The sequence below is a fragment of the Sphingobium sp. C100 genome, assembly GCF_000508185.1.
GTDB lineage: Bacteria > Pseudomonadota > Alphaproteobacteria > Sphingomonadales > Sphingomonadaceae > Sphingobium.
The window spans coordinates 23,857-46,520 of sequence record NZ_AYOY01000148.1 but is presented as its reverse complement, the minus strand read 5'-3'; the positions used below and the strand labels follow the sequence as shown (position 1 = coordinate 46,520).

General features: G+C 61.9%; 18 protein-coding genes and 1 pseudogene. 6 read left to right on the top strand and 13 right to left on the bottom strand.

The genetic code is table 11. The features are described from left to right. Positions 1 to 594: 594 nt before the first annotated feature. The 5 genes from C100_RS37100 to C100_RS37080 form a co-directional block, all read right to left on the bottom strand. Entirely contained in the window at positions 595 to 1,353 is a 759-nt protein-coding gene (locus C100_RS37100) for an SDR family NAD(P)-dependent oxidoreductase (protein WP_024020149.1), read from the bottom strand. A 177-nt stretch (positions 1,354 to 1,530) separates the two neighbouring features. After that, a complete protein-coding gene (locus C100_RS47570; protein ID WP_024020148.1) occupies positions 1,531 to 2,244 on the bottom strand; it encodes an RHO alpha subunit C-terminal catalytic domain-containing protein in 714 nt (237 codons plus the stop codon). Between the two features lie 115 nt (positions 2,245 to 2,359). Beyond that, on the bottom strand, positions 2,360 to 3,223 hold the full coding sequence (locus tag C100_RS37090) for a helix-turn-helix transcriptional regulator (RefSeq protein WP_024020147.1): 864 nt from the start codon (positions 3,221 to 3,223) through the stop codon (positions 2,360 to 2,362). A 124-nt stretch (positions 3,224 to 3,347) separates the two neighbouring features. Continuing rightward, positions 3,348 to 4,133 (bottom strand): aspartate/glutamate racemase family protein, encoded by a 786-nt coding sequence (locus C100_RS37085; RefSeq protein WP_152536471.1) that lies wholly within the window; start codon positions 4,131 to 4,133, stop codon positions 3,348 to 3,350. Positions 4,134 to 4,277: 144 nt separating this feature from the next. Next, positions 4,278 to 6,734: a TonB-dependent receptor gene (locus C100_RS37080; protein WP_161633916.1), complete on the bottom strand. Its 2,457-nt coding sequence runs from the start codon at positions 6,732 to 6,734 to the stop codon at positions 4,278 to 4,280. Between the two features lie 446 nt (positions 6,735 to 7,180). Between C100_RS37080 and C100_RS37075 the strand changes: the two genes are divergently transcribed. Further along, positions 7,181 to 8,101, top strand: coding sequence for an alpha/beta hydrolase (locus C100_RS37075; protein WP_024020144.1), 921 nt, complete (start codon positions 7,181 to 7,183; stop codon positions 8,099 to 8,101). 91 nt (positions 8,102 to 8,192) lie between these two features. Next, on the top strand, positions 8,193 to 9,086 hold the full coding sequence (locus C100_RS37070; RefSeq protein WP_024020143.1) for a LysR family transcriptional regulator: 894 nt from the start codon (positions 8,193 to 8,195) through the stop codon (positions 9,084 to 9,086). A 27-nt stretch (positions 9,087 to 9,113) separates the two neighbouring features. Here C100_RS37070 and C100_RS37065 read toward each other — a convergent pair. The 3 genes and pseudogenes from C100_RS37065 to C100_RS37060 form a co-directional block, all read right to left on the bottom strand. Beyond that, positions 9,114 to 9,908, bottom strand: a pseudogene (locus C100_RS37065) (aldehyde dehydrogenase family protein); the annotation flags it as partial. Between the two features lie 19 nt (positions 9,909 to 9,927). Continuing rightward, positions 9,928 to 10,083: a hypothetical protein gene (locus C100_RS48625; protein ID WP_161633915.1), complete on the bottom strand. Its 156-nt coding sequence runs from the start codon at positions 10,081 to 10,083 to the stop codon at positions 9,928 to 9,930. A 104-nt stretch (positions 10,084 to 10,187) separates the two neighbouring features. Then, the gene (locus C100_RS37060; RefSeq protein WP_152536470.1) at positions 10,188 to 10,952 is read right to left on the bottom strand and encodes a hypothetical protein; all 765 of its coding nucleotides are present in this window, start codon (positions 10,950 to 10,952) and stop codon (positions 10,188 to 10,190) included. 327 nt (positions 10,953 to 11,279) lie between these two features. Here C100_RS37060 and C100_RS47565 point away from each other — a divergent pair, with 327 nt between their 5' ends. Then, entirely contained in the window at positions 11,280 to 11,765 is a 486-nt protein-coding gene (locus C100_RS47565) for a cupin domain-containing protein (protein WP_024020140.1), read from the top strand. 66 nt (positions 11,766 to 11,831) lie between these two features. Further along, complete coding sequence (locus tag C100_RS37055; RefSeq protein ID WP_024020139.1) at positions 11,832 to 13,433, top strand: GMC family oxidoreductase; 1,602 nt, start codon at positions 11,832 to 11,834, stop codon at positions 13,431 to 13,433. A gap of 170 nt (positions 13,434 to 13,603) precedes the next feature. Here C100_RS37055 and C100_RS37050 read toward each other — a convergent pair whose 3' ends face one another. After that, complete coding sequence (locus C100_RS37050) at positions 13,604 to 15,994, bottom strand: TonB-dependent receptor (protein WP_037530518.1); 2,391 nt, start codon at positions 15,992 to 15,994, stop codon at positions 13,604 to 13,606. 402 nt (positions 15,995 to 16,396) lie between these two features. On the opposite strand from C100_RS37050, the gene C100_RS37045 reads away from it, so the two are divergent. Together C100_RS37045 and C100_RS37040 are read left to right on the top strand one after the other, a co-directional pair. Then, positions 16,397 to 17,794, top strand: coding sequence for an MmgE/PrpD family protein (locus tag C100_RS37045; protein ID WP_024020137.1), 1,398 nt, complete (start codon positions 16,397 to 16,399; stop codon positions 17,792 to 17,794). Between the two features lie 12 nt (positions 17,795 to 17,806). After that, positions 17,807 to 18,385 carry a DUF2889 domain-containing protein gene (locus C100_RS37040; RefSeq protein ID WP_024020136.1) on the top strand — a complete coding sequence of 193 codons (579 nt, stop codon included), beginning with the start codon at positions 17,807 to 17,809 and terminating at the stop codon, positions 18,383 to 18,385. Positions 18,386 to 18,402: 17 nt separating this feature from the next. On the opposite strand, the gene C100_RS37035 is transcribed toward C100_RS37040, so the two are convergent. The 4 genes from C100_RS37035 to C100_RS37020 all read right to left on the bottom strand — a co-directional run bounded on the left by C100_RS37035 (position 18,403) and on the right by C100_RS37020 (position 22,616). Continuing rightward, a complete protein-coding gene (locus tag C100_RS37035; RefSeq protein WP_235219086.1) occupies positions 18,403 to 19,227 on the bottom strand; it encodes an HpcH/HpaI aldolase/citrate lyase family protein in 825 nt (274 codons plus the stop codon). 47 nt (positions 19,228 to 19,274) lie between these two features. Then, positions 19,275 to 20,549: a CaiB/BaiF CoA transferase family protein gene (locus C100_RS37030; protein WP_024020134.1), complete on the bottom strand. Its 1,275-nt coding sequence runs from the start codon at positions 20,547 to 20,549 to the stop codon at positions 19,275 to 19,277. Then, positions 20,546 to 21,703 (bottom strand): CaiB/BaiF CoA transferase family protein, encoded by a 1,158-nt coding sequence (locus tag C100_RS37025; RefSeq protein ID WP_024020133.1) that lies wholly within the window; start codon positions 21,701 to 21,703, stop codon positions 20,546 to 20,548. The genes C100_RS37030 and C100_RS37025 overlap by 4 nt, the downstream gene beginning before the upstream one ends. Positions 21,704 to 21,857: 154 nt before the next feature. Continuing rightward, positions 21,858 to 22,616 (bottom strand): SDR family NAD(P)-dependent oxidoreductase, encoded by a 759-nt coding sequence (locus tag C100_RS37020; protein ID WP_031309556.1) that lies wholly within the window; start codon positions 22,614 to 22,616, stop codon positions 21,858 to 21,860. Positions 22,617 to 22,664: the final 48 nt, after the last annotated feature.

The following is a 22,664-nucleotide window of genomic DNA, read 5'->3' as shown; positions in this document are numbered from 1 at the left end:
CCCCAATCAGAGAAGACTCTACATCAGATCGAGGGACATTCCGGGGGGGCAGGTCAGCGGCGAGAAACATTATTCGGACCATTGTCCGATGTCGGCACTGCGGTGCGCCTCTCAGTTCGCCGGCGGGAGCGGGCCGATTAGTCGCATATAATGGCGCATACCGTGGAGACGCATATGCGCCTTCCCGCTTTGGCCCCTTACGGCAGCGTTTCGAGCGGGTCCATCAAAGCCCCGCTCTGTCCGCTATAATCGGCACCGCGAAAGGCATGTTCGCACCGCTGGTCGGCCTCGGAGAGTTCCGCTGATGGCTCGTTGTAGAACGGCGACAGCTATATTCGGCCCAGCCAAACGTCGCCTTGCCATAGGACCCCATATTAACCGATCCACCGATCTCGCAGAATTTCTCGAGCCATGCCGCTGCGAACAGGTCGAGCCCCGGCACGAGGTCGGCAGAGATCCCATTTCCGCCACCTGCCGATCGATCTGACGCGGCCATCGGAGCCTCCTCGATGTGTGTGCATGGAGAACAACATTATACTAAGCCACGGGCCTACCCACGCAGCCCCCTGGGAGGGGGCACCTCGCAGGCGGAGATCAGAACAACGTGTAGCCACCCTCAACCGGTAGGTTGACGCCGGTCACGAACGACGGCTCGTCGGAAAGCAGCCACATCGCGGCGCGTGCTTGTTCGTCTGGCTCCGCGACGCGGCGCAGCGCATGGGCGCCTTCGAGGACGGGAGCATATTCCGGATGGGTCTCAATATATTCGACGTAGAGCGGCGTACGCGTTGCCGAGGGCGCGATCGCGTTGACCCGGATGCCGTGCTCGCCGTATTCGACCGCCGCTGCGCGCGTGAACCCGTTGATGGCATGCTTTGAAGCCGAATAGGCGGCGAGCTGGGTGTCATAGATGATGGCGTTCACCGACGTCGTGTTGACGATCGAGCCGCCGCCCGAGCGCAGCATCGCCTTAATCTCATATTTCATGCAAAGGAACGTGCCGAAGGCGTTGACCCCGAAAACTCGCTGTACCTCGTCCAGCGACATGTCGGCGAGCAGGCCGGGCTGATTGATGATGCCAGCGTTATTGAACGCTCCGTCGAGGCGGCCGAAGCCCGCAACCGCCTGATCTACCATCGCCCGGACGTCGGCTTCGTTCGATATGTCTGCCTGTACGAACTGCGCCTGGAACCCCTCGCCCGTCAGTTGGTCCACAAGGACACCGCCCTTTTCCCCGTTGATGTCGGCAAAAGTAACAAGCGCTCCCTCGCTCGTAAAAAGCCGCACGGCCGCCTCACCGATGCCGCTGGCGCCACCGGTAACGATGATCGACTTGCCATTTATTCCCGCCATGTGTCTCTCCATTTCGGCCCAATCGCGAACGCCGGGCTCAACTGCAAATTTTCGAGTTCGTGATCGCCGCCGACCGACTCCCGACAGAAGCAGCGAACCTATTCGGTGGGTTAACAGTCGCCACTAATGATCGATGCCCCCATGTGATGGGGCAATTTCGCCCCCTCCTCCGATGGATCAGCGCAGCGCCTCGTCCACACAAGTCGCGTGCGTCCATTTCTGGACCTGTTCGAGCGGATGTCGGATCAGAATCTCGCTCTCATGGAGATAGACGAAGGATTTCGCGCCGCACTCCATACCGCTCTGCGTGCTTTCGATATTCGCTAAGTCCTCAAGAAAGGCGTCAGCGATCGTAGCGGTGAAATGCTCGAGTTGGAGGCGCTCGCGCACAGTCGTGACCTTTGGTTGATAGAAGCGAGCCTCCCAACTTGAGCTGTTGTGCGTGCGAGGCCAGAACTCGTGCGTCCAGAAACGGCTTGCGGCGATCTGGATGTGCCAGTTCGGGAAGACCCAGTTGATGTCGCTCGACCAACCGCCGCGCTTCGTGGGGTTGACTCGCCGACACGCGACGCCTGATGGAGTTCGACGGCAATCGCCGCCTGCGTCAGGGCAAGGAGCAGGCGAAAGAGGCAGGCGGCATCCGCCGACATTGCGTGGAGTGGATATCGCTGGATAAACCGTCGCTTCTTCTTCCATGCGCGGTGTAAGAGCGTCGTAGAAGCGGAGGATCTCGTCATATCCGGCGGCAGCGCGGCGGGTCCAGCGCACGTCGGACGTATCGACGTCCCAATAGTACACAAACTCTTCAAACTTTTCGAAACCCGACGGCAATCTGCCCACTTTGCCCATCTCCAGGGAGCCACTCGCGTGATCGGATGATGACAAGATCATCACACGTCCGCTCCGCATGGCTCGTTTCTGTTATCGAGAGACGAGCCTAGGATTGACGCCCGCAGGCAGACAGCCCCCGATCAGGGGCGTGATCTTCGACGATGGTCCGCGTTCGTCAGTGGCGAAGGCAGGCAGCATCATGATCGGGTTCGGCGAGATCGGTATGGAGCTCGAGATACCAGAGCATTAGTTCACGGTGCGAGGAAATCGCCATACGCTGATACAGGCGCTTGCGATAGGAAAGCACGGTTTCGGGGGACAGGTGGAGGTCCGCGGCGATCGAGGTCGCGCTCAAGCCGTAAAGAAATCGAGCGCACACCTGCGCCTGGCGGCTCGGCATTCGATCGGGCGCGCGCGCCAGGATTTCCTCGATTTTCTCAAGCGATGCGAACGCACGAAGAAAGCTGCGGTCCCGCGCGCAGATTTCGACATGTCTGACGAGCATCCGGAAAATCGCGTCCGACACCGGCAGGATCGGAGAGGTGGCTTCCGCAGATGGCCCCGGCGCTCGGCCTGACCGGACCAGGCTGATGCCCAGCGTCCCGAACCGCTCCCGGCCGCACATGACGAGACGGTCGCGCATATGCGCACCCGTGTAGAAATTTCGGATCTCGGACGACAGGGGGCGGGTTGTGTCGAGCCGAAAAAGGGCGGGAACATCGCCCTCGATCTGGCTCCCGGCGGACATCGCCGTGTCATGGTGCCATAGTTCCCGGGCCATGTAGGTCGTCGCAAGGTGTTCGGCATAACCGCTGCCATCCGCGCTGAAGCCCGACAGAATGTTCGGCTTGGTGCCTTCGAACAACCAGAAATGGACATGTTCGGCGCCCCAGATCTCACCGAAAAGTGCTCCGAGTTCGGAATAGAAGACCGGCCGCCCGATCGCGTCGAGCAAGCGCCGGAATGGCGCTGCGGGCATCGACATCGAACCGGCCGCCGAAGCGCTGCCGCGGCCAACGAGTTCGAGGTCGGACCTCATCACGCCACCTCCTGCATCCCCAGGCTCTCTTCGGACCTTTCGCAGCGATAGCACGACCACGCAGCGACGAATGCCCCCTCTGCGGGTGGCAGCGCCGGGGCTGGCTCAGTGACGAGGCCGCGCGTCAGCTCGCCCCGGCAACATCCTTCAGATTGGGTGCGGTGCGCATCATCTGCCGCCCCATCGCCTGCAGCTCCTCCAGCACAGGCGCGGGCGTCGAGCGATAGGCACCCATTTCGCCCTCGGACTTCGTCAACCCGATGCTGCGTCGAAGATCGACCATCATTTCGGCAAGCTTCACCATTGCAGCCGGTCCGACGATGACAGGAACGCCGGTGCCGCGAACCTCATGATAGCCGGCAAGATGAAGCAGGGCGCCGCCGGGGTTGCATCCGCAAATGATGGTGTCGGCACCATCCTCGACGCACTGCAAGGCCGCTTCGTCAAACATTTCGATCCAGCGCGCGGAGTTGCCGTTGGCCGCATCGACGATCGCGCCCCAGCACGAGGGATCGAGGGCGCGCACCGGACGGTGCGAAATCGCACGCTGCTCCCAGCCATGAAGCCGCATATGCGTCTCGAAGGGCATGATGAAGGAGGGCGCGATCGTGATCCATGCGAATTTCTTGCCCACCAGCTGAGCAAGGAACATAGCCGATTCCGCGCCTCCCACGACCGGTATGCTGGCGGCCTGCCGGCATTCCTGCGAATAGGCATCGATGATGCAGACGCCGGCCAGCGCGGCGTCGAAACCTTCCGCCTCGGCATCCACCACCCTGTTGATCACCTGCACTTTCGTTAGAGTGCGGGGATAGAGCATCTGGTTCGCGAAATAGGTCGGCGCATCTTCCATGTAGCGAAGCTCGATCATCGTGTCAGGACGTGCCACTTGCCGGGCATATTCAACCATTGCCCCATATGTTTCAGGAATGCCGATAAAACTCGGATCCGTCGGCCGGTTTTCGGCCTGCCAAAGAAGCTTCATTGCCATCGTTCACTCTCCCATGTCATGCTTGGTCGGCGCGGTCGGCGGGACGGATCGTCGCCCTGCCCATCAACGGAAGCTGTATCCCACGGTCACGCCGTACGAAGTGGGCCGACCGACGAAGCGCGCGACCGTGTCGTAGCCGGCCGCGACGTTGGTCCAATAATATTCGTTGCCGATATTCTTGCCCCAGACAAACGCCCGCCATCCCTGCGACTCGTCGCGGATTCCGAGCTGTGCATCGATCGTCGTATAGCCATCGATGCAATAGACGCAGGGGACGGCCTTTGCGAAAACGGTCGAGGGATTGGTATTGCCGCCTAGCGTCGCGATCGTGCCGGAGCGATGATTGATCGATGCCCCGGAAAAGAGGACAAGATCGCCCGACAGGGGCTGATCATAGTTGAAGCCAACCGAAACCTGGTGCCTGGGCGTGTAGGGGATCGGCGTACCGGCGAAATCGATCCCCGTTTCGCCGCCGGCATTGGTTCCGACGAAGCGGTCGACCTTGGCATCGAGGAAGGTGTAGGCGGCATTGACCGTCAGCCGGTCGCTCGGCCGCGCAGTCAGCTCGACCTCGACCCCTTTGATACTCGATTTGGGGATGTTGCGCAGGACGTCGAGCTGGCCGAACGTCGGATCGTTGAGCTTCGTGCGCAATTGCTTGTCGCGATAGTCGTAATAGAAACCCGCGACATTCAGTTGCAGGCGGCGGTCGAGAAGCGACGATTTGATCCCGCCTTCCACTGCAAAGACCGATTCCTGCTTTGCGGGAACCGCCTGTCCGAAGGTAGTCGCGGCGGTCACCGGATAGCTGCCTGCCTTGTAGCCCTTGGAGACATTTGCATAGAGGAGGATGTCGGGCGATGCCTTGAAGTCGGCGCCGATGCGCCACGACACATTGTCTTCGCTCAACGTGTCGCGATACTCGCCAAGCGCAGCGAACGGCAGATAGTCGACCACCGGCAGGAAGGTTTCGGGATCAAGGTTGAGCGCGAAGCATTCGCGCGGCTGATAGGGCCCCCGCGCCGGGCCGCCTAGCAGCGGACTAAAGACCGCGAACAGGTTTCCGAGATAATATTGCGGACCCTGAATATCGGTCTGGCATGTCGTCGCCCGATCGCGCGCGTTGGTGTAGCGAACGCCAGCCTTGAGAGTCAGCGCATCGACGACGTCATATTCGACGTTCCCGAAAAAGGCGTAGGCGCGCATCGCCTGATTATTATCAATCGTATTGATCGTGATCGGCGTTCCGAAGACGGTCCCGTATCCGATGAACGCCGAGGATTCGGCAAAGTTGGTGTTGAGCTGCTGGTAGACCTTGTCCTTCTCGTAATTTCCCCCGATGACGAAGCGGAACGGATTTCGGGGGTCGTTGGCGAAGCGGAGTTCCTGCGTGAACGTCTTGATGTCGCCGAGGATCAGCGGCGCGTCGAGCCCATTGATCGGCAGGCCATCATAGTCATTGCCCTGCCTCTGGTTGAACTTCGTATAGGCGGTGAGCGACGTCAATGTCCCGAAGTCGCCGACATCGATATCGGCGCGGAGCGATGCCTGCAGCATGTCGTTGTCGGCAAAGGGCGTCTTGTGATCGAAGAGGGTTGAACGCGTCGACCAATCCGCGTCGCGCGGACCGAGCGACGAGAATGGTGCCTCGAGCTCCTGCGCCGGTCGGAATGCCCCCACCGGAAAGCCCGAAGGGACACCCAGCGCCTCATTCTGGAACTGCAGGGCAATGTGCTGCGGCGCCAGAGGCTCGCTCTTGTCCTTCCAGCCGTTGACGGTGAGCAGGAACCGAACGCTCGTGCTCGGCTCGAATGCCAGAAGGAAGCGGCCCATATAGTTGCGCGTCTTGCCATTCCGGTCACCCGGCCGGCTCTCGCTGCGCTGCCACGCATCGCCCAGTTCGACCCTGCCGGCCAGACGGGCTTTCAGCTTTTCGCCGAGAGGTCCGCTCACGAAAGCTTCGGCGTCCACCTGGTCGAAGCGGGCATAGCTCAGGCTGCCGCCTGCCCGGAAAGTGTCGGTCGGCTTTGCCGCAATATAGTTGATCGCGCCGCCGGTCGAATTCTGACCGAAGAGCGTGCCTTGTGGTCCCTTCAGCACCTCGAGGCGTTCGATATCGAATGTGATATGGTTGCTGAGGATCGGGAAAGGCAGCGGCACCTCGTCGACATAGATGCTTACCGATGGATAGGCGCTGATCGAGGATTCATAGAAACCGACGCCGCGGAGCGTGTAAACGGGTGTACCGTTCGGGGCGGCCGCATAGGAAAGGCTCGGCACATGGTTGGCAACCTCTTCCAGCGAACTGATGCCCTGCTGCTGGAGAGAATCCCCGCTGATTACGGTCGCGGTCACCCCGACGTCGCTGAGCTTCTGTTCGCGCTTGTTTGCCGTGACGACGATTTCGCCGGTGCCGAAGCCGTTGTGACCGCCGTCGCTCGCGGCCTGCGCGAATGCAGCCCCTGGAACCATGAGGCTGATCGACGCGCTCGCCAGAAAGAATGACTTGTCAAATGCCACCAGAACCCTCCCAATATGATTTTCGAGATTCCGGGGCTGTTGGCCTCCGGATATCTTCATTATTGTTCCGCTGCGAAGTCCGCATCGTTGGAATGTTGTTAGGTTCGGCCGCTCGGGCGCCTCAACCCCCTGATCAGGGGCGTGCCGTGAACGCGCCGGGAGGTCCAGATACCACGGCCTCCGGCCCTCGCAGGAAGCCGGATACAGGCGTTGTTCTTGTGGGACACCAGGGGCGGCATTGCTTTTCTTGCGCCGCGGAATGGTCTTCGGCGCCATGGCAGCCGACGGCAAAGGATCAAACTATTCATAAGCTGTTCTAATATCTTCATCCCAATTATAGTGGATTATCGCAAGCCCGACCCGCGTCCATATTCGCTGCATGCCCTCCGCCGATCCTCCGCAAGCCCGCGGACAGGCTCATCGGGCAGCAAGAAAGGATGAGAGAAATGAAAGACGTGACCTTCAGGAACCGCGACTGGGATGTAGCGGGTCAGTTGTATTTCCCGCCCGACTTCAACGAAAAGCACCGTTATCCGGCGGTCGTGGTCGCCCACCCAATCAGCAGCTGCAAGGAGCAGACTGCCAGCATCTACGCCCGCCGGCTCGCCGAAGAGGGATATGTAACGCTGACGTTCGACGCCTCATTCCAAGGTGCTAGCGGCGGCAATCTGCGCTTCGCCGAAGACCCCGCGACGCGCGTCGAGGATTTTCGCTGCGCCGCCGACTTTTTGGTGACGCTTGGCTATGTCGATGATGCCCGGATCGGCGTGATGGGCATCTGCGGCGGCGGTGCCTATGCGGTGAACGCGGCCATGACTGAGCGCCGTTTCAAGGCCGTTGCATCGGTGGTCGCCGCAAATTATGGGCGCATCCTGCGCGAGGGCGACTTGTCTCCCGACGCGGCAATCCGCACGCTTGAGGCAATAGCCAACCAGCGCAGCGCCGAGGCACGCGGCGGGGAAGCACTCATCGGCACTTATATCCCGAACTCGCAGGCGGAACGCGAGGCCGCCGGGATCGACGACATCGACCTTCGCGAGGCGATCGACTATTATAAGACGCCCCGCGGTGCCGCAGCGGGTTCGCCGAACAAGCTGCGCTTCGCGCCGCTCGGCGCCGCGATGGCCTTCGACGCGTTCCATCTCGCCGACCAGTTGCTCACGCAGCCGCTGCAGATTATCGTCGGCGACGTTCCCGGCGGCTTCGGCTCCTATCGCGACGGCTTCGAGTTGTTCGACCGGGCCCGCTCGCACGTGAAGAATATCCATGTCGTGAAGGGCGCCAGTCACTACGACCTCTACGACCACCCGGAACCCGTGGCCGAGGCGGCCGACAAGCTGGCGACGTTCTTCAACGACAATCTCTAGCTGGCAAGCAGCGGACGGAATGCGAGCGGCAGGGCCTCCCTGCGCGAGCATCCCGCCGGTGCCAAACGGTATGCTCCCGAGGAGGGCAGGAATGGCGAGCGACAATCTGCGCGAACTGTCAGCGTTCATTGCCGTTGCCGAAGAGCGCAGTTTCACGCGCGCCGCCGCAAGGCTCGGCGTTTCGCAGTCCGCCCTCAGCCAGACGATCCGTACCTTCGAGGAACGGCTTGGCATCCGCCTCCTTACCCGCACGACGCGCAGCGTTTCGGCTACGGAAGCGGGGGAACGACTGCTAGGCTTTGCCGCGCCGGCAATCCTGGAAATAGAGACAGGTCTCGCGCAGCTCGGCGAATTGCGCGACAAGCCCGCCGGAACGATCAGGCTGACTGCGGACGAATATGCCGTGCGCAGCATCATCTGGCCGGCTCTGGAAAAATTCCTGCGCGATTATCCTGATATAAGTGTCGAGGTTGCCACGGATTATGGCCTCATCGATATCGTCAGCGATCGTTATGATGCCGGCGTCCGTCGGGGCGGGCTCATCGCGAAGGACATGATTGCGGTCCGCATCGGCCCCGATGTTCAAATGGCCGTCGTTGGCGCGCCAGCCTATTTTGAGCGCCACTCGGCGCCGACGAGCCCCCGCGACCTGACAGACCATGACTGCATAAACCTGCGGCTGCCGACGCACGGCGCCCTCTTCCACTGGCCATTCGAAAAATCCGGCCAACAGCAGCAGATCAAAGTCGCCGGCAGCCTGGTCTTCAGCAGTCTTGCGCCGATGCTCGACGCCGCACTCGCCGGCTTCGGGCTGGCCTATATCCCCGCCGAATGGGCGCGCCCTCACCTCGATGCCGGAAGGCTGGTCGAGGTTCTTGAGACTTGGCGGCACACATTCGAAGGGTATCACCTCTATTATCCGAGCCGCCGGCAGCAGCCCCCTGCCCTCGCGGCGCTGATCGATGCACTACGCTTCGGGGGCTGACGCCTGCGAACAATCAGCCGGATGACCTCATGCATCCATGTTGAGCATGACGGTCTTGATCTCGGTATATTCCTCGATCGTCGTCCAGCCGCCTTCACGACCAACTCCTGATCGCTTGATCCCGCCAGCCGGCGAATTCGGCATGACCGAATAGCCGTTGATGCCGACCGAGCCGGTACGCATAGCCCGCGCGATGTGAAAGGCGCGCGTCAGGTCGGCGGTGTAAACGCCACCCGACAGGCCATAGTCACTGTCATTGGCGATCCGGACGGCTTCCTCTTCAGTCTCGAACGGTATGACGGAGAGCACGGGTCCGAAAATCTCCTCACGCGCTATTCGCATGTGATTGCCGGCATCGACGAACAAGGCAGGATTGACCCAATTGTCTTGTGCCAGCTCGCCGCCCGGCTGGTCGCCACCACAGACGAGGCGCGCGCCCTCCTCCTTTCCGCTCGCGATATAGACGAGGATTTTCGACATCTGGGTTGTCGAGATGATCGGAGCCGAGGTGGTGGCGGGATCGAACGGATCGCCGAATTTCACTTCGCGTACCTGCTCTGCGGCGTGATGCACGAATTCGTCGAGGATCGACTTGTGGACGACGGCACGCGTTGGCGTGGAGCAGACCTGCCCGGAAAGAAAGGTCGAGCAAAGCCCCATGAGATTGCGCGCCGCGGTCCGGACGTCACGCGTGTCGGGAAAGACCAGAGCGGCGCTCTTGCCGCCCAATTACAGGGTCAGCCGCTTCATGTTGCGGCCTGCGGTCGACATGATCTTTTCGCCGACAACGGGACTTCCGGTAAAGCTCACCTTGTCGATCCCCGGGTGCGTCGATCTCCGCTCACTCGGCTTCGGCGCAGTCGGTCACGACCTCGTTCGTCGAGGGATGAATCGGGTCATAGCGCCCATCGCCGATGTCCACCCATGCCCCATCGATAAAGAACCGGCCCCGCTTGACGCAGAGACGATCGCGAACATCAAGCACACTCATACTCATCATAAATCTCCATATTTCGATATGGCAGAGGCGCGCAGGATCGGTTGCGCCGTCCCCTTCCTTGGGGACAGGCTCCACGCGGCAACGATCAGCGAGTCAGAGCATCAATGTTCGGCAACGAGCCCGCGGACCCGGCCATAAAGCTCCAGATACCAGACGACGAGTTCGCGAAAACAGCTGATCCGGAAGCGCTGGTAGAAACGCCGCCGATAACAGATCACCGTTTCGATTCCGATTCCCAGATCCAGCGAAATCCCTTCGGCTGAGACGCCGTAGATGATGCGCGCGGCAACTTCCGCTTCGCGCTTGGGAAAAATCTCGCCTGATAGCGACAGGCATCTTTCGATCAGCGGGAGCGAGGTCAGGGCCCGCGACAGGCCGCGCTTTTCTGCCGCAACCGAGTAGTGGCGCATCAGCAGGGGGAAAGCGAGCTCGCCGAGCAGCGGAACGCGATATTCCTGCTCCAGTGGAAAATGACCCGCCTGGCCCCGCCGCGTGACGGCGAGGCACATCCGTTCCTCCGGTCCGTCGCCAACGACCATGACCCGCTCGCGCATGTCCACTGCGTCATAGTAGGATTTCAGCTCGTTAGAACCGGGTTCGCAAGTGTTCAGGCGAAAGATCGATGGAGCTGGCGATGTCTCGGCCGCGATCGATTGCATCGCAGGATCAAAATGCCAGACCCGCTTGTCGATGTAGGTAGCGCTCTGGCGTTCGGCGGCCCGGGTGCCATCGGATGAAATGGATGCAATCATGGCCGGCCGATCTGCTGGCATGCGAAAGATATGCATCTCGTTCGAGCCGAGCATATCGGTCACGAGCCGCGACAGTTCGCCCTCGAACGAAGCGTTGCCCAGCGAAGCGAGCAAGCTCGAAATGCCATATTGGGGGCGAGCCACCTCGAATGGCCGGGATGCCGGGCTGCCCCGCAGCCCCTGACCGATGCTCATCGCGCCTCTCCTCGATCCAGGGTTTTACACCCATTTTGAGCGGAAATTAGCAGCGCCCCAAAGCCGTGTAAATCTACGCCGGTTTGGCGATTCGTGAAGCCGGATTTCGGCGCGCTCGAAGCGCGGGAGCAATTGCAGCCCCCCGCGCAGGGGGCTGAAAGGCCCGCAGGTCCCACCTAGGATAGCGAAATGGAGACATGAAGGACGCGCACGACGCAGCGCCCGTGTCTCGTTCGGGAGGGAAAGATGGCGTTCAATATTCGCCGGGTGGTCACCGGTATCGACAGCGAAGGAAGATCCTGCGTCGTCTCCGACGCCAGGCTCGATCAGATTCCTGCCTGTCAAAACGATCCCACCGTGATCTGGAGAACCGAGCGTTTCCCCGTTAGCAATGAAGGCAATGCGGAAGCAGCGGTCCCCTTCGATATCGGCGTCTTCGACAGTTCGAGCTTCTTCCTCCTGTTCACCGCCCAACCAGGCAAGCCTTCGGCCTGGCATGCGACGGACTCGATCGATTATGTCGCGGTTCTCAAAGGCCGGGTGGTCCTCGAACTTGAGGCGGGCGGCGTCGAACTCGCCGCCGGCGACCTCGTCGTCGACCGCGGCGTGACGCATAGCTGGCGCGCGGTGGGCGACGAGCCTGCCGTGATGCTCTGTTCGGTCGTTCGCGCCGATCCGGTGGGCAGCGGAAGCCATTTCGGCGACAATTTCGAGCAGTATCTGAAAGACTGACGCTCGCGCCGACGGCGCGTCGGGTGTCCGAGAGACCAATCTTCAATGCAATCCGGAGGACCGGACATGAGCCGCTATGACTATATCGTGGTAGGCGCCGGATCGTCCGGATGCGTCGTTGCCAGCCGTCTGTCGGAAGACCCTTCGGTCAATGTCCTGCTAATCGAAGCGGGCGGAAGCGCCGACAAATTCTGGGTTCACGCTCCCGCCGGGATGGGTCGCCTCTTTCTCGAGAAGTCGATCAACTGGGCCTATTTTACCGACGGCGTACCGAACGCCGACAACCGGAGCATATTCTGGCCGCGCGGGCGGGTTCTGGGCGGCACCAGCGCGGTCAACGGCATGGTGTATGTGCGCGGGCACCCGGACGATTTCGACGGCTGGGCCCGCCTCGGAGCCGACGGGTGGTCCTGGAGCGACGTCCTTCCCTATTTCCTGAAATCGGAAGCGAACAGCCGCGGCGCAAGTGAATATCATGGCGGGGAAGGCCCCTTGTCGGTGAGCGACCCGCTCATCCGGTCGACGACGATCGAGGACTATATCAGCGCAGCCGAACGGGCGGGCGTTCCGCGGACCTCGGATCACAACGCGCCGCCTTACGAAGGCGCCGACTTTCATCAGCACACGATCCGCGATGGCCGCCGGGAATCCGCCTATACGGCCTTTGTCGCGCCGGTACGGGGCCGGAAGAACCTGACCATTCTCGAAAACGCGCAGGTGCTCCGCGTCGTCCTGCGCGACCGGACGGCCATCGGCGTGGAAATTCTCGAACGCGGACGGATACGCATGATCGAGGCGGCGCGCGAAACGATATTGTCTGCCGGATCGCTGAACTCCCCTCACCTGCTCATGCTGTCGGGCATCGGTCCTGCCGCCGCCCTGATGAAGCAGGGCATCCGTCCCGTTTCGAACCTCCCGGGGGTCGGACAAAATCTGCAGGATCACTGGTTTGCGCCAATGATCTGGCGCACGACCCCCGACAGCTCCTTCAATCGCGACGTTTCGGGGTGGCGCAAATATCTGAGCGGCATTCGCTATCTGCTGGGCCGCCGGGGCCTGCTCGCCATTTCCGCTTCGCAATCGGCGGCATTCGTGCGCAGTTCGGACAAGGTCGGCCGTCCGGACCTTCAGATGGTCCTGCGTCCGCTGTCCTACACCTTCGATCCGAAGGGCGCAGTAGTGGTCGACAGCTTCCCCGGGATCAGCGCGGGGCTCGTGCTCCTGAACCCGGGATCGCGCGGCTCGGTCAGCCTGGTTTCGGCCGACCCGCTGGCTGCGCCGTCGTTCCAGCCCAATTATCTGTCCGATGCAGGCGATGCCGAGCGCACGATCGCCGGAGTCCGGCGCATGCGCGAAATCATGGCGAGCGAACCAATTGCGTCGCGCATCGAGGCCGAAGTTTTGCCCGGCCCTGGCGTCACCTCCGACGCCGATATTCTCGAGCATCTTCAAACTGTCGGCAACTGCGGATGGCATCAGGTCGGGACCTGCCGGATCGGCAAGGACGCGAACGCCGTGGTCGATCCCGCCCTTCGGGTGCGGGGCATCGACAGGCTAAGGGTGGCAGACGGTTCGGTCATGCCGACCATCACATCGGGAAATACGAACGCGCCTTGCATCATGATCGGTGAAAAGGCGGCCGACATGATCCGCGCGCATTGGCGCTAGGATCCGAAGCGCCCTTATCGATCGCAATCGCAGGTCGGCCCGAGCGTCCTCACGCATGCTCATGATCGGACCCGCCACACGCACATCTCGCTTCCGTCAACAGCTCGCAACGAGACCGCCCTCCCCCTTCCCGTTCAAGCCGGAAGGGGGCGGGCGGGTCGGCCTGCGGATCAGAAATTGACGGCCACGGTCACGCCATAAGTTGCAGGCATGCCGGCGAAACGCGTGACGGTGTCATACCCCGACACGACGTTCGACCAGTAATATTCGTTGAAGATGTTCTTGCCCCAAATGAAGGCTCGCCAACGGCCATCCTCATCCTTGATGCCGAGCTGGCCATCGACGAGCGTATAGCCATCGATTCCATATACTTTCGTGACGCCGGGCGCGACGCCGGTGACGGCGACAGGTGTGCGGTCGCCACCCACAACCGAGATCGTATCGGAGCGATGATTGACCGACGCCCCGACAAAGCCGACGAGCGAGCCGCCGAGTGGCTGCTCATAGTCGAGGTTGACGCCGACTTGGTGCTTAGGCGTGAACGGGATGCGCGTTCCGTCGAACACAACCCCCGGCGTGCCGCCGGCATCGACCCCGGTGTAGCGATCGATCTTGGCGTCGAGATAGGTGTAGGCTGCACTCACCGTGAAATTGCGGGTCGGCCGGATCGTGGCCTCGAGGTCGAAGCCGCCGACGTGGGATTTCGGGATATTCTGGATGACGTCGAGTTGAGCGAAGACCGGATCGAGGAATTTGGTGCGAAGCTGTTTATCCTTATAATCATAGTAGAACAGCGCACCGTTGAGCTGCAGGGTGCGGTCGAGCAACGTCGCCTTGAAGCCGCCTTCGTAGGCCAGAACCGATTCCTGGCGGACCGGCAAATACTGGCCAAAGATCGTGCCGTTGATCGTCGGGAAACTCCCGGCCTTATAGCCCTTCGACAGGTTGGCATACAGGAGGATGTCGGGCTGCGGTTTGAAGTCCACGCCCACGCGCCATGATACATTATCTTCGTGCAAGACGCTGTTGAAGCGCCCGGGTGCATAGATCGGAAGCGACGGGTCGACCGCCGCATAGGGCTGATCGGTGCTGACGTTCAGGACGAAGCATCCGCCGGGCTGATAGGCGCCGGCGAGATTGGGATTGCCGCTGAGGATATTGGCGAAGGTGTGCAGGAGGTTACCTGCATAGTAAGGCGGTTCGACGTCGAGCTCGCAGAAGCTGTATTTGTTCTTCGAGTCCGTATAGCGAACCCCGCCCTTGATCGTCAGGTTGGACGCGATGTCATACTCGACATTGCCGAATGCCGCATAGTTGGTGAGCGTCTGGTCGCTGATCCCGAGCGAAGTCTGGAAGGGCGCGCCGAACGCGGTGCCGAAGAAGAGGTTGGCAGATGTATAGGTATATTGGTTGCCGAGTTCCTGATGGATTTTGCTCCGTTCGAAGTTGCCCCCAAAGACATAGCGAAGTGGCCCACTTCCACCGTTGGAGAAGCGCAGTTCCTGTGTGAAGGAATCGATCTTGCCCTTGTTCCAGGGAATTTCGAAGACGTTGAGCGCGAACCCGTCGAAATCGGTCCCGGAGTCCTCGCGCAGGTGGACATAATTCGTCAGCGACGTCAGCGTGCCGATGTCACCGACATCGACCTCGCTGCGCAGCGCCACCTGGTACATATAATTGTCCTTGAACGGTGTCTTCTGGCCGGGATAATAATAGGAGCTCAGCGACCAGTCGCTCGCGCGCGGCTTGAGCGGCGTGAATGGTGCACTCGTCACCTCTACGGGGACGAAGCCGACCTGCTGCGGCTGGAGCGCTATATGCTGCGCCCCCGCGGTCTCGCCGTTGTCCTTCCAGCCATTTAGATTGAGCAGGAAGCGAACGCTGCTCGATGGCTCGAAGGCGAGCGTCAGGCGTCCGGCAAAATTCTCGGCCTTTCCATTGCGGTCGTCGGGCCGGGTCGTGCTGTACTGCCAGCCATCGGCGACCTCCAAACGGCCGGCGAACCGCGCCGTCAGCGTCGAACCGAGCGGTCCACTGACAAAGCCCTCGCCGGTGATCTGGTTGAAGCGCCCATAGCTGACGTTCGCCCCCGCCTTGAATGTGTCGGTCGGTTTTGCCGCGATATAGTTGATCGCACCGCCGGTGGCGTTCTGGCCGAAAAGCGTGCCCTGCGGTCCCTTCAAAACCTCGATGCGCTCAAGGTCGTAGGCGGAATAGCGGGTGAGCGCTGGAAAGGCGAGCGGCTGCTCGTCGATATACACGCTCACCGACGGATAGGCGGCGAGCGACGTCTCGTAAAAGCCCACGCCGCGAAGGGTATAGACCGGCGACCCCGTAATGCCCTGGGTGTAGGACAATCCGGGGATGCTCTGGGCGATATCCTGCAGGCTGCTGATCTGCTTTTGCTGAAGCTGCTCGGAACCCAGTACCGCGACCGAGAGGCCAACATCGTTGAGATTCTGCTCGCGCTTGTTGGCGGTGACGACGATCGCGTCGTCATAGACCTCTTTGTCGGATTCGGTGGGGGCCGCCACCTCCTGGGCGGTTGCCGTTGCAGTCATGCATAGCGCCAGCACGCTAACGGCGGTCGGAAATACGATCGTCCGGATTCTCATGTCACCCTCCCAGGTTGTGTCGGATATTGATCGCCGCGACACTGACGGCTTATTTCGTCGCCTTGGGTTGGCGACACCTCATCCGGCATCGAGCGAAATCGCCGCAAGCTACCGAATGGAGAATGCCGAAGCTGCCCCCTTGCCGGGGGGCAGCCCTGACCATCGCTGGGTGGCAGCAAGAGTGTCGTCCGAGTTTCGCACGCATCGCCGAAGCAATCGGCCCGGTTCGGCGGCTTCGAACAACCGCTTCGAAAATCGCAAATTGGCGCCGCTCGCCGGCACGATTAGCCTTATTCCCATGGACCGCCGGCGGCGGACGGAAAAATTGCACGAGAAGGAACAAGACCAGTGCCGCGCGAAGCAGACGCCTCCTCGACCCTCACCTTCGACCTCCTTCGCCACGTGGCAAAAGTAGCCAATTCGCATCTCGCCACGCGGGATGTCGAAGCGGTCCGCCGCCTCTTTCTCGACTGCTTTCTGGTGTCGCTCTGGGGTAGTACGCGCCCCGCGGCGAAGCAGTTGGTACAATGGTCGGCGCGCTTCGACGGCACCGGCCCCTGCCCCATCCTCGGCGGCGCCTCGCAAACCGATGCCTCGATCGCAGCGCTTGTGTTCGGGACTGCCGGACACAGCTATGAACTCGACGACACCCATGACGAAACGGCGAGCCATCCGGGATGCGTCGTCATTCCCGCCGCTCTCGCGGTCGGCGCCGAGACCGGAGCCTCGCAGGAGCAGCTCTTCCGCGCTGTGGCAGCGGGCTATGAAGCGATGGCGCTTGTCGGCTGCGCCGCCGGCGGGATGGACACGGTCCAAAACGGCTTCCATCCGACATCCGTCTTCGGTTCGTTCGGGGCGGCAACGGCCTGCGGCTGTCTCTATGCCTTCGCCGACGGCGAGCCGGTCGAGGAAGAGATGCTGGCAACGGCCTGGGGCCATGCGCTCTCACAGGCATGCGGATCGATGCAATTTTCGGTCGAGCCCCGTGGCGGCGAGGTCAAGCGGCTTCATGCCGGTCTCGGCGCGCGCAACGGGGTCCTTGCCGCGCAGTTTGCTCGCTTGCCTGCGATGACAACGCCCCATCAGACGGTCGACGGGTCATATGGCATTGCCGGCATGTTCGGCGGAACGCTGCGGCAGGTCGAGCCATCGGCCGAATTGCAGCTGCACGTCATCAGCCTCAAGCCCTATGCGTGCTGCCGGCTTTTTCACTCCACGATCGATGCGCTCGCCGAGATTACCGACAATTTCTCGGTCGATGCCGCCAGTATCGCCGACATCATGATCACCGGCCCGCGTTTGATCGCCGCACAGCATATGACCCCCGCGCAATCGACGATGACCGCACAATATAGTTGCCCCTTCGTCGTCGGCGCGACGCTCGCCTATGGGCCGACGCGGTACGACGCCTATGGCGAAGACCATCTCGACGATCCCGCCATCCTCGATATTGCGGCGAAGGTTCGCTTCGAGATCGACGAGGAGCTCGAGCGAAAATATTATCCGAAGCAGTTCGCGACGGGTGCTACGATCCGCTTCAAGGACGGATCGACGCGCTCGGCCATGGTCGTCGACAGCGTCGGGACGGCACGAAATCCAATGACCCGCGCGCAAATCCTCGCGAAGGGCGACGGACTCGGATCGCTCGGGAAACTTCCCTTGGGCGAAGACCTCGCCAAAGCAATCTGGGACGGCAGCCAGGGCGCCGCGGCGCTGTTGGCGGCCATTGCAAGTCGGCAAGACTGAAGGATATCGATCATGGCAAGAAGTTACGCAGAGCTGTCCGATGGTGTCGTGCGCACGAAGCTTCACGATCGTCGGATCGAAATGGAAGGCTATGAACGCAGCGACGGGCTATACGAGGTTCAGGCTCACCTCACGGACCGGAAGACGAGCGCTTTCACACCCCCTGGCGACGACCGCACCGTCGCGGCCGGAGCGCCGATCCACGATGTCCATGTCTCGCTGGTCTTCGACAGCAATCTCGTCATTCACGCTGTTCATACGGCACTGGACGCCTATCCGTATCGCTCCTGCCTCGGTGGCGGAGACACCCTGCAATCCCTCGTCGGGCTACGGATCGGAGCGGGCTGGAACAGCGAGATTCGCAAGCGGCTACCCGCCTGCGACACATGCACCCACATGAAGGAGATACTCACGCCAATGGCGAGCGCGGCCTATCAAACCCTCACCGCGCTGCGCAGCCATTTGATCGACGAGCGCGATGCCGAAAACCGGCCGGTCAAGATCGACAGCTGCCACGCATATGGTGCCGGGCGCGAGATGGTTCGCCGTCTTTGGCCCGATTATTATCGCGCGAGCGACGACCCGGCGTAGCGGAGGGGACGCCGCGATCAGCGCGCGGCGATCGACCGCGCCTGCGCCAATATCTGTTCCGCCCTGCGAATTACGGGCGGATCGACCATCATCCCGTCGATGCTGGCGACCCCGCTATCCTTGCTTCCCACCACCCGCCGCGCCCAGGCCACTTCCTCATCGCGCGGAGCAAACCCGGCCTGCACGGCGGCGACCTGGCTCGGGTGAATGCACATCTTGCCGGAGAAACCGAGTTGCGCGGCGCGGCGCGCATCTTGCTGCGCGCGAACCGTGTCATGGAGACCGAGTGTGACTCCATCGATCGGAGCCGCGACGCTCCCGAGGCGGGAAGCCAGGACGATCGCCGATCGCGCATGAAGTAGCGAATCCCACCCTGTGGCACAGCCGATGTCGGCGCAAAAATCGATCGATCCGAACGCCAGTCGCGACACATCGGGAGAGGCTGCGACAGCCGCCGCGTTGACAATGCCGACTGCGGTTTCGATGAGTGCGATGATCTGCACCGCGCGGCCAAGCTTGCCGGCGAGGAATGCGACATCTTCCGCCGACTCGCATTTCGGCAGCATGACAGCGTCGATATCCAGTCCCGAGAGGGCTGCGACATCATCGGCGTGCCAGGGTGTTCCGATCGCATTCACGCGGACAATACGCGTCACTGAAGGAAGCGCGACCTCGACGAGACGCCTGCGGGCCTCTTCCTTCGCGGAAGGGGCCACGGCATCCTCGAGGTCGATTATGATCGCTTCGGTTCCTGATTTCGACGCCTTCTCGAACAGGCCGGGTCGATTAGCCGGAATGAAGAGCGGTGCAACTGCCATCTGCGGATCGCATCTTTGGGCCATCGTCTTCGCTCCTGCTGAGGCACGCAGTCCTCCGCCATCCCACCCGGTTAGTCGCCAATCGCTCCTGACGCGCGCAGCCGCGCGATCCGCGCGGGGTCGGCGCCAAGCCAGCCGCTCAGGACCTGTTCGTTATGCTCCCCGAGCCGCGGCGGCAAACGCGGCTCGACTTCTGCTACGGCCGACATTTTTACCGGATTTCCGGCGACCTGGATCGGTCCCCAGACCGGGTCGTCCAAGGTCATCAACATGTTGCGAGCGGCCGCATGGGGGCACCTGAAAACATCATCGATCTCATGAACCTTCGAGGCCGGAACGCTGGCTGCGACCAGTTCCATAACAGCATCATCTGCGGTGCGCGCAAGGAGCCACGGCTCGAGTTCGGCAGTGAGGTCGGCATTGTTCGCCGATCGCGACATTCCATCGCGGAAGCGTGAATCCGCGAGCAAGTCGGGACGTTCGATCGTTTCGCACAGCCGCCGCCAGATATGCTCACCCATTACGGCAATGACGATGTAGCCATCTTTCGTGCGGTAGGAACCGAAAGGTGCGGTTACGGCATGAAGACCAGGCTTGGGTATTGTTCCGAACGCGGAATACATTGCGACCGAAATCTCGTTGAGGATCAGGCAGGAATCGTACAGCGAAATATCGACCATCTGTCCCTGCCCGGTCATCATTCGCTGGAACAGCGCTAGCATCGCACCATAAGCACCGAGGATGCCCCCCTGGATGTCCGCGAGCGAAAAGCCGAGATAAGCCGGCTTTTCGCCCTCGCGCTCGGGGCGCTTCATCAGCCCGCTCAGCGCCTGGCCGATGATGTCGAACGCCGGGTTGTCCAGATAGGGGCTTGGAAGAATGTCCTTGTGCCCGAAGCCGGAGATCGCAACATAGATCAGGCGCGGGTTCAACTGGCGCAAGGCCTCGTAGCCGATCCCCAGCCGGTCCATGACGCCGGGCCGGAGATTCTCGACGACGATGTCCGCCTCGACCGCGAGTTCCAGAAACGTCGCGAGGCCCTCGGGATTCTTGAGGTCGAGCGTTACGCTCTTCTTTCCGCGGTTGCCGCGAAGAAATGAGAGGCCTTGCTGCTTCCCCTCGGCGTCGGGCCGCGTCGGGCTGTTCGAACGCGCAATATCGCCGCTTCTAGGCGCCTCGATCTTGACCACCTCCGCACCGGCGTCGGCAAGCCACATCGAACAAAAGGGTCCGGCGAGGATATGCTCGATCGCAAGCACCTTGATGCCATCGAGAGGGCGGCCGGCCGTTCCGCTCGAGGGCGCTGAAGGGGAACTGGTCATTTTGGGAACCTTTTGCTCGGTCATGCCGCGGCCGCCTGGAAGACGGCTCCGGTTTCGATCAGATCCGCCGCGTCGCTATCGTCTATCCCCCATTCAGCCAGAATCTCGCGGCTATGCTCGCCGACCTCCGCAGGACCGCGCGCAATCTCTCCCGGCGTCCGGCTGAACCTGGGGGCAGGAGCCGGCTGCATCACGCCGTCCCGTTCCACGAACGCGCCGCGGGCCTTGTTGTGCGGATGATGCGGCGCTTCGCCAAGCGATAAAATGGGCGCGAGGCAGACCTCACGACCCTGGGCAAGGTCGCACCATTCGTCTCGGGTTCGCATCAGAAAGGCGGCGGCAAACTTCTCGCGCATCTCGGGCCAGCCCGCTTCATCGTGCTGTCCCGACAAGCCCGCATCGCGAAGCCCCAGAAGGTCAAGCGTTTCGGCGTAGAAACGAGCCTCATTCGACCCGAGGGCGACATATCGGCCATCCTTCGTCTGGTAGACCGAATACCAGGGCGCGCCTCCGTCGAGCCGATTCGACTGCCGCTCATCCTTGAACTTTCCGGCCGCCCGAAGGCCGTACATCAAGGCCATCAAAGAAGCGGAGCCCTCGACCATGGCCGCATCGACAACCTGCCCCTGTCCCGACGAACGGGCCTCGAGGATAGCCGACACAACGCCCAGGGCCAAATAGAGCGAGCCGCCGCCGAAATCGCCGGCGAGATTGAGCGGCGGCACAGGTGCGCGCCCGGCCTCTCCAATCGAATGGAGAACGCCGCTGAGCGCAATATAGTTGATGTCGTGCCCCGGCGCCCGTGCGAGAGGGCCGTCCTGGCCGTAGCCGGTCATCCGGCCGTAAACGAGACGCGGGTTGATTTCGGCGCACAGGTCCGGTCCAAGTCCGAGCCGCTCGGCCACGCCGGGTCGAAAGCCCTCGATCAGTGCGTCCGCCTGTCCGACGAAACGCCTGACGAGATCGACAGCGCGAGCGTTCTTGAGGTCCAAGGCGATCGACTTGCGGCCGCGGTGGAGCAAGTTGAATTGCTTGGCCATGGGGATGCCGCCGTCCGAAGGAGCCACCCGGTCGATCCTGATAACCTCCGCTCCGAGGTCAGCGAGCAGCATGCAGCAAAATGGCGCGGGGCCGATCCCACCCAGTTCGACAATTCGTATGCCGGCCAGCGGTCCCATATCCTGCTTGTCTCCACAATGCACTGTCTTTGAGCGCAGACCTTGCCGGGCCGCTGCATTCAAACCAATTGGCGTTTTGCGAAGCGGCTGTTCAGCTTATGCGAAACATCCGCCCTTCAGGCGATCCGGCGCTCGCGCCGACTGCTCCCTCGCATCAGACCGCTGTATAGCCGCCATCGACAATGAACTCGGCGCCCGTCACATAGGACGCCTCGTCGCTGGCAAGGAACAGGACGACGTTTGCAACTTCTTCGGGTTGGCCAACGCGCCCCAGCGGGATCGACGCCAGCACATGCGGAAGAACATCCTCGTCCGAGACGATATAGTCGCTCTGCGGCGTGTGAATGATTCCGGGATGAACCGAATTGATCCGGATGTTGCGCGACGCGAAATCGGCCGCCGCGGCCTTGCTCAACAATCGGCTGGCACCCTTCGATGGCGCATAAGCGGGATGGAGATTGGGCCAGGCCACCATTCCCGCAATCGACGATAGATTGACGATCGCGCCTCCCCCCGTGGCCTCCATGTGCGGCACTACCGCCTTGATGCCCAGAAACTGGCCGCCCAGATTGAGGTTCAGGATCGCGTTGAACCCTTCCAGCGTCGTGGCCGCCCAGCTGTCGGGCTTGCCCGGCAAACCGGCGTTGTTGACGAGGATGTCGATCCGGCCATGTTCCGCAATGACCTTGCCGATGGCCTCCGCCCATTGACCGGAATCGGTCACGTCGAGAGGCTGTGCGCTCGCCTTCCATCCTTCCGACGCCAGTTCGCGGGCGAGCGATGCCGCCAGATCGTGCCGCAGGTCGGTGATGATGACCGTCGCGCCTTCGCGCGCGAAACGGCGCGCCGTCGCCGCGCCCATTCCGCTGGCTGCACCGGTTATCAGCGCGACCTTGCCCTTGATCCGTCCCATCGCGTTCCTCTTCCGTTTTTCCGCGCGGCCGATGGAGATCGGGGCGCC

Excerpts from the sequence above, each read along its gene's own strand:
- C100_RS37100 (WP_024020149.1), bottom strand. The coding sequence starts at position 1,353 with ATGGCGGGAATAAATGGCAAGTCGATCATCGTTACCGGTGGCGCCAGC.
- C100_RS47570 (WP_024020148.1), bottom strand. The coding sequence starts at position 2,244 with ATGATCTTGTCATCATCCGATCACGCGAGTGGCTCCCTGGAGATGGGC.
- C100_RS37090 (WP_024020147.1), bottom strand. The coding sequence starts at position 3,223 with ATGAGGTCCGACCTCGAACTCGTTGGCCGCGGCAGCGCTTCGGCGGCC.
- C100_RS37085 (WP_152536471.1), bottom strand. The coding sequence starts at position 4,133 with ATGGTTGAATATGCCCGGCAAGTGGCACGTCCTGACACGATGATCGAG.
- C100_RS37075 (WP_024020144.1), top strand. The coding sequence starts at position 7,181 with ATGAAAGACGTGACCTTCAGGAACCGCGACTGGGATGTAGCGGGTCAG.
- C100_RS37070 (WP_024020143.1), top strand. The coding sequence starts at position 8,193 with ATGGCGAGCGACAATCTGCGCGAACTGTCAGCGTTCATTGCCGTTGCC.
- C100_RS48625 (WP_161633915.1), bottom strand. The coding sequence starts at position 10,083 with ATGAGTATGAGTGTGCTTGATGTTCGCGATCGTCTCTGCGTCAAGCGG.
- C100_RS47565 (WP_024020140.1), top strand. The coding sequence starts at position 11,280 with ATGGCGTTCAATATTCGCCGGGTGGTCACCGGTATCGACAGCGAAGGA.
- C100_RS37055 (WP_024020139.1), top strand. The coding sequence starts at position 11,832 with ATGAGCCGCTATGACTATATCGTGGTAGGCGCCGGATCGTCCGGATGC.
- C100_RS37050 (WP_037530518.1), bottom strand. The coding sequence starts at position 15,994 with ATGACTGCAACGGCAACCGCCCAGGAGGTGGCGGCCCCCACCGAATCC.
- C100_RS37040 (WP_024020136.1), top strand. The coding sequence starts at position 17,807 with ATGGCAAGAAGTTACGCAGAGCTGTCCGATGGTGTCGTGCGCACGAAG.
- C100_RS37035 (WP_235219086.1), bottom strand. The coding sequence starts at position 19,227 with ATGGCCCAAAGATGCGATCCGCAGATGGCAGTTGCACCGCTCTTCATT.
- C100_RS37030 (WP_024020134.1), bottom strand. The coding sequence starts at position 20,549 with ATGACCGAGCAAAAGGTTCCCAAAATGACCAGTTCCCCTTCAGCGCCC.
- C100_RS37025 (WP_024020133.1), bottom strand. The coding sequence starts at position 21,703 with ATGGGACCGCTGGCCGGCATACGAATTGTCGAACTGGGTGGGATCGGC.
- C100_RS37020 (WP_031309556.1), bottom strand. The coding sequence starts at position 22,616 with ATGGGACGGATCAAGGGCAAGGTCGCGCTGATAACCGGTGCAGCCAGC.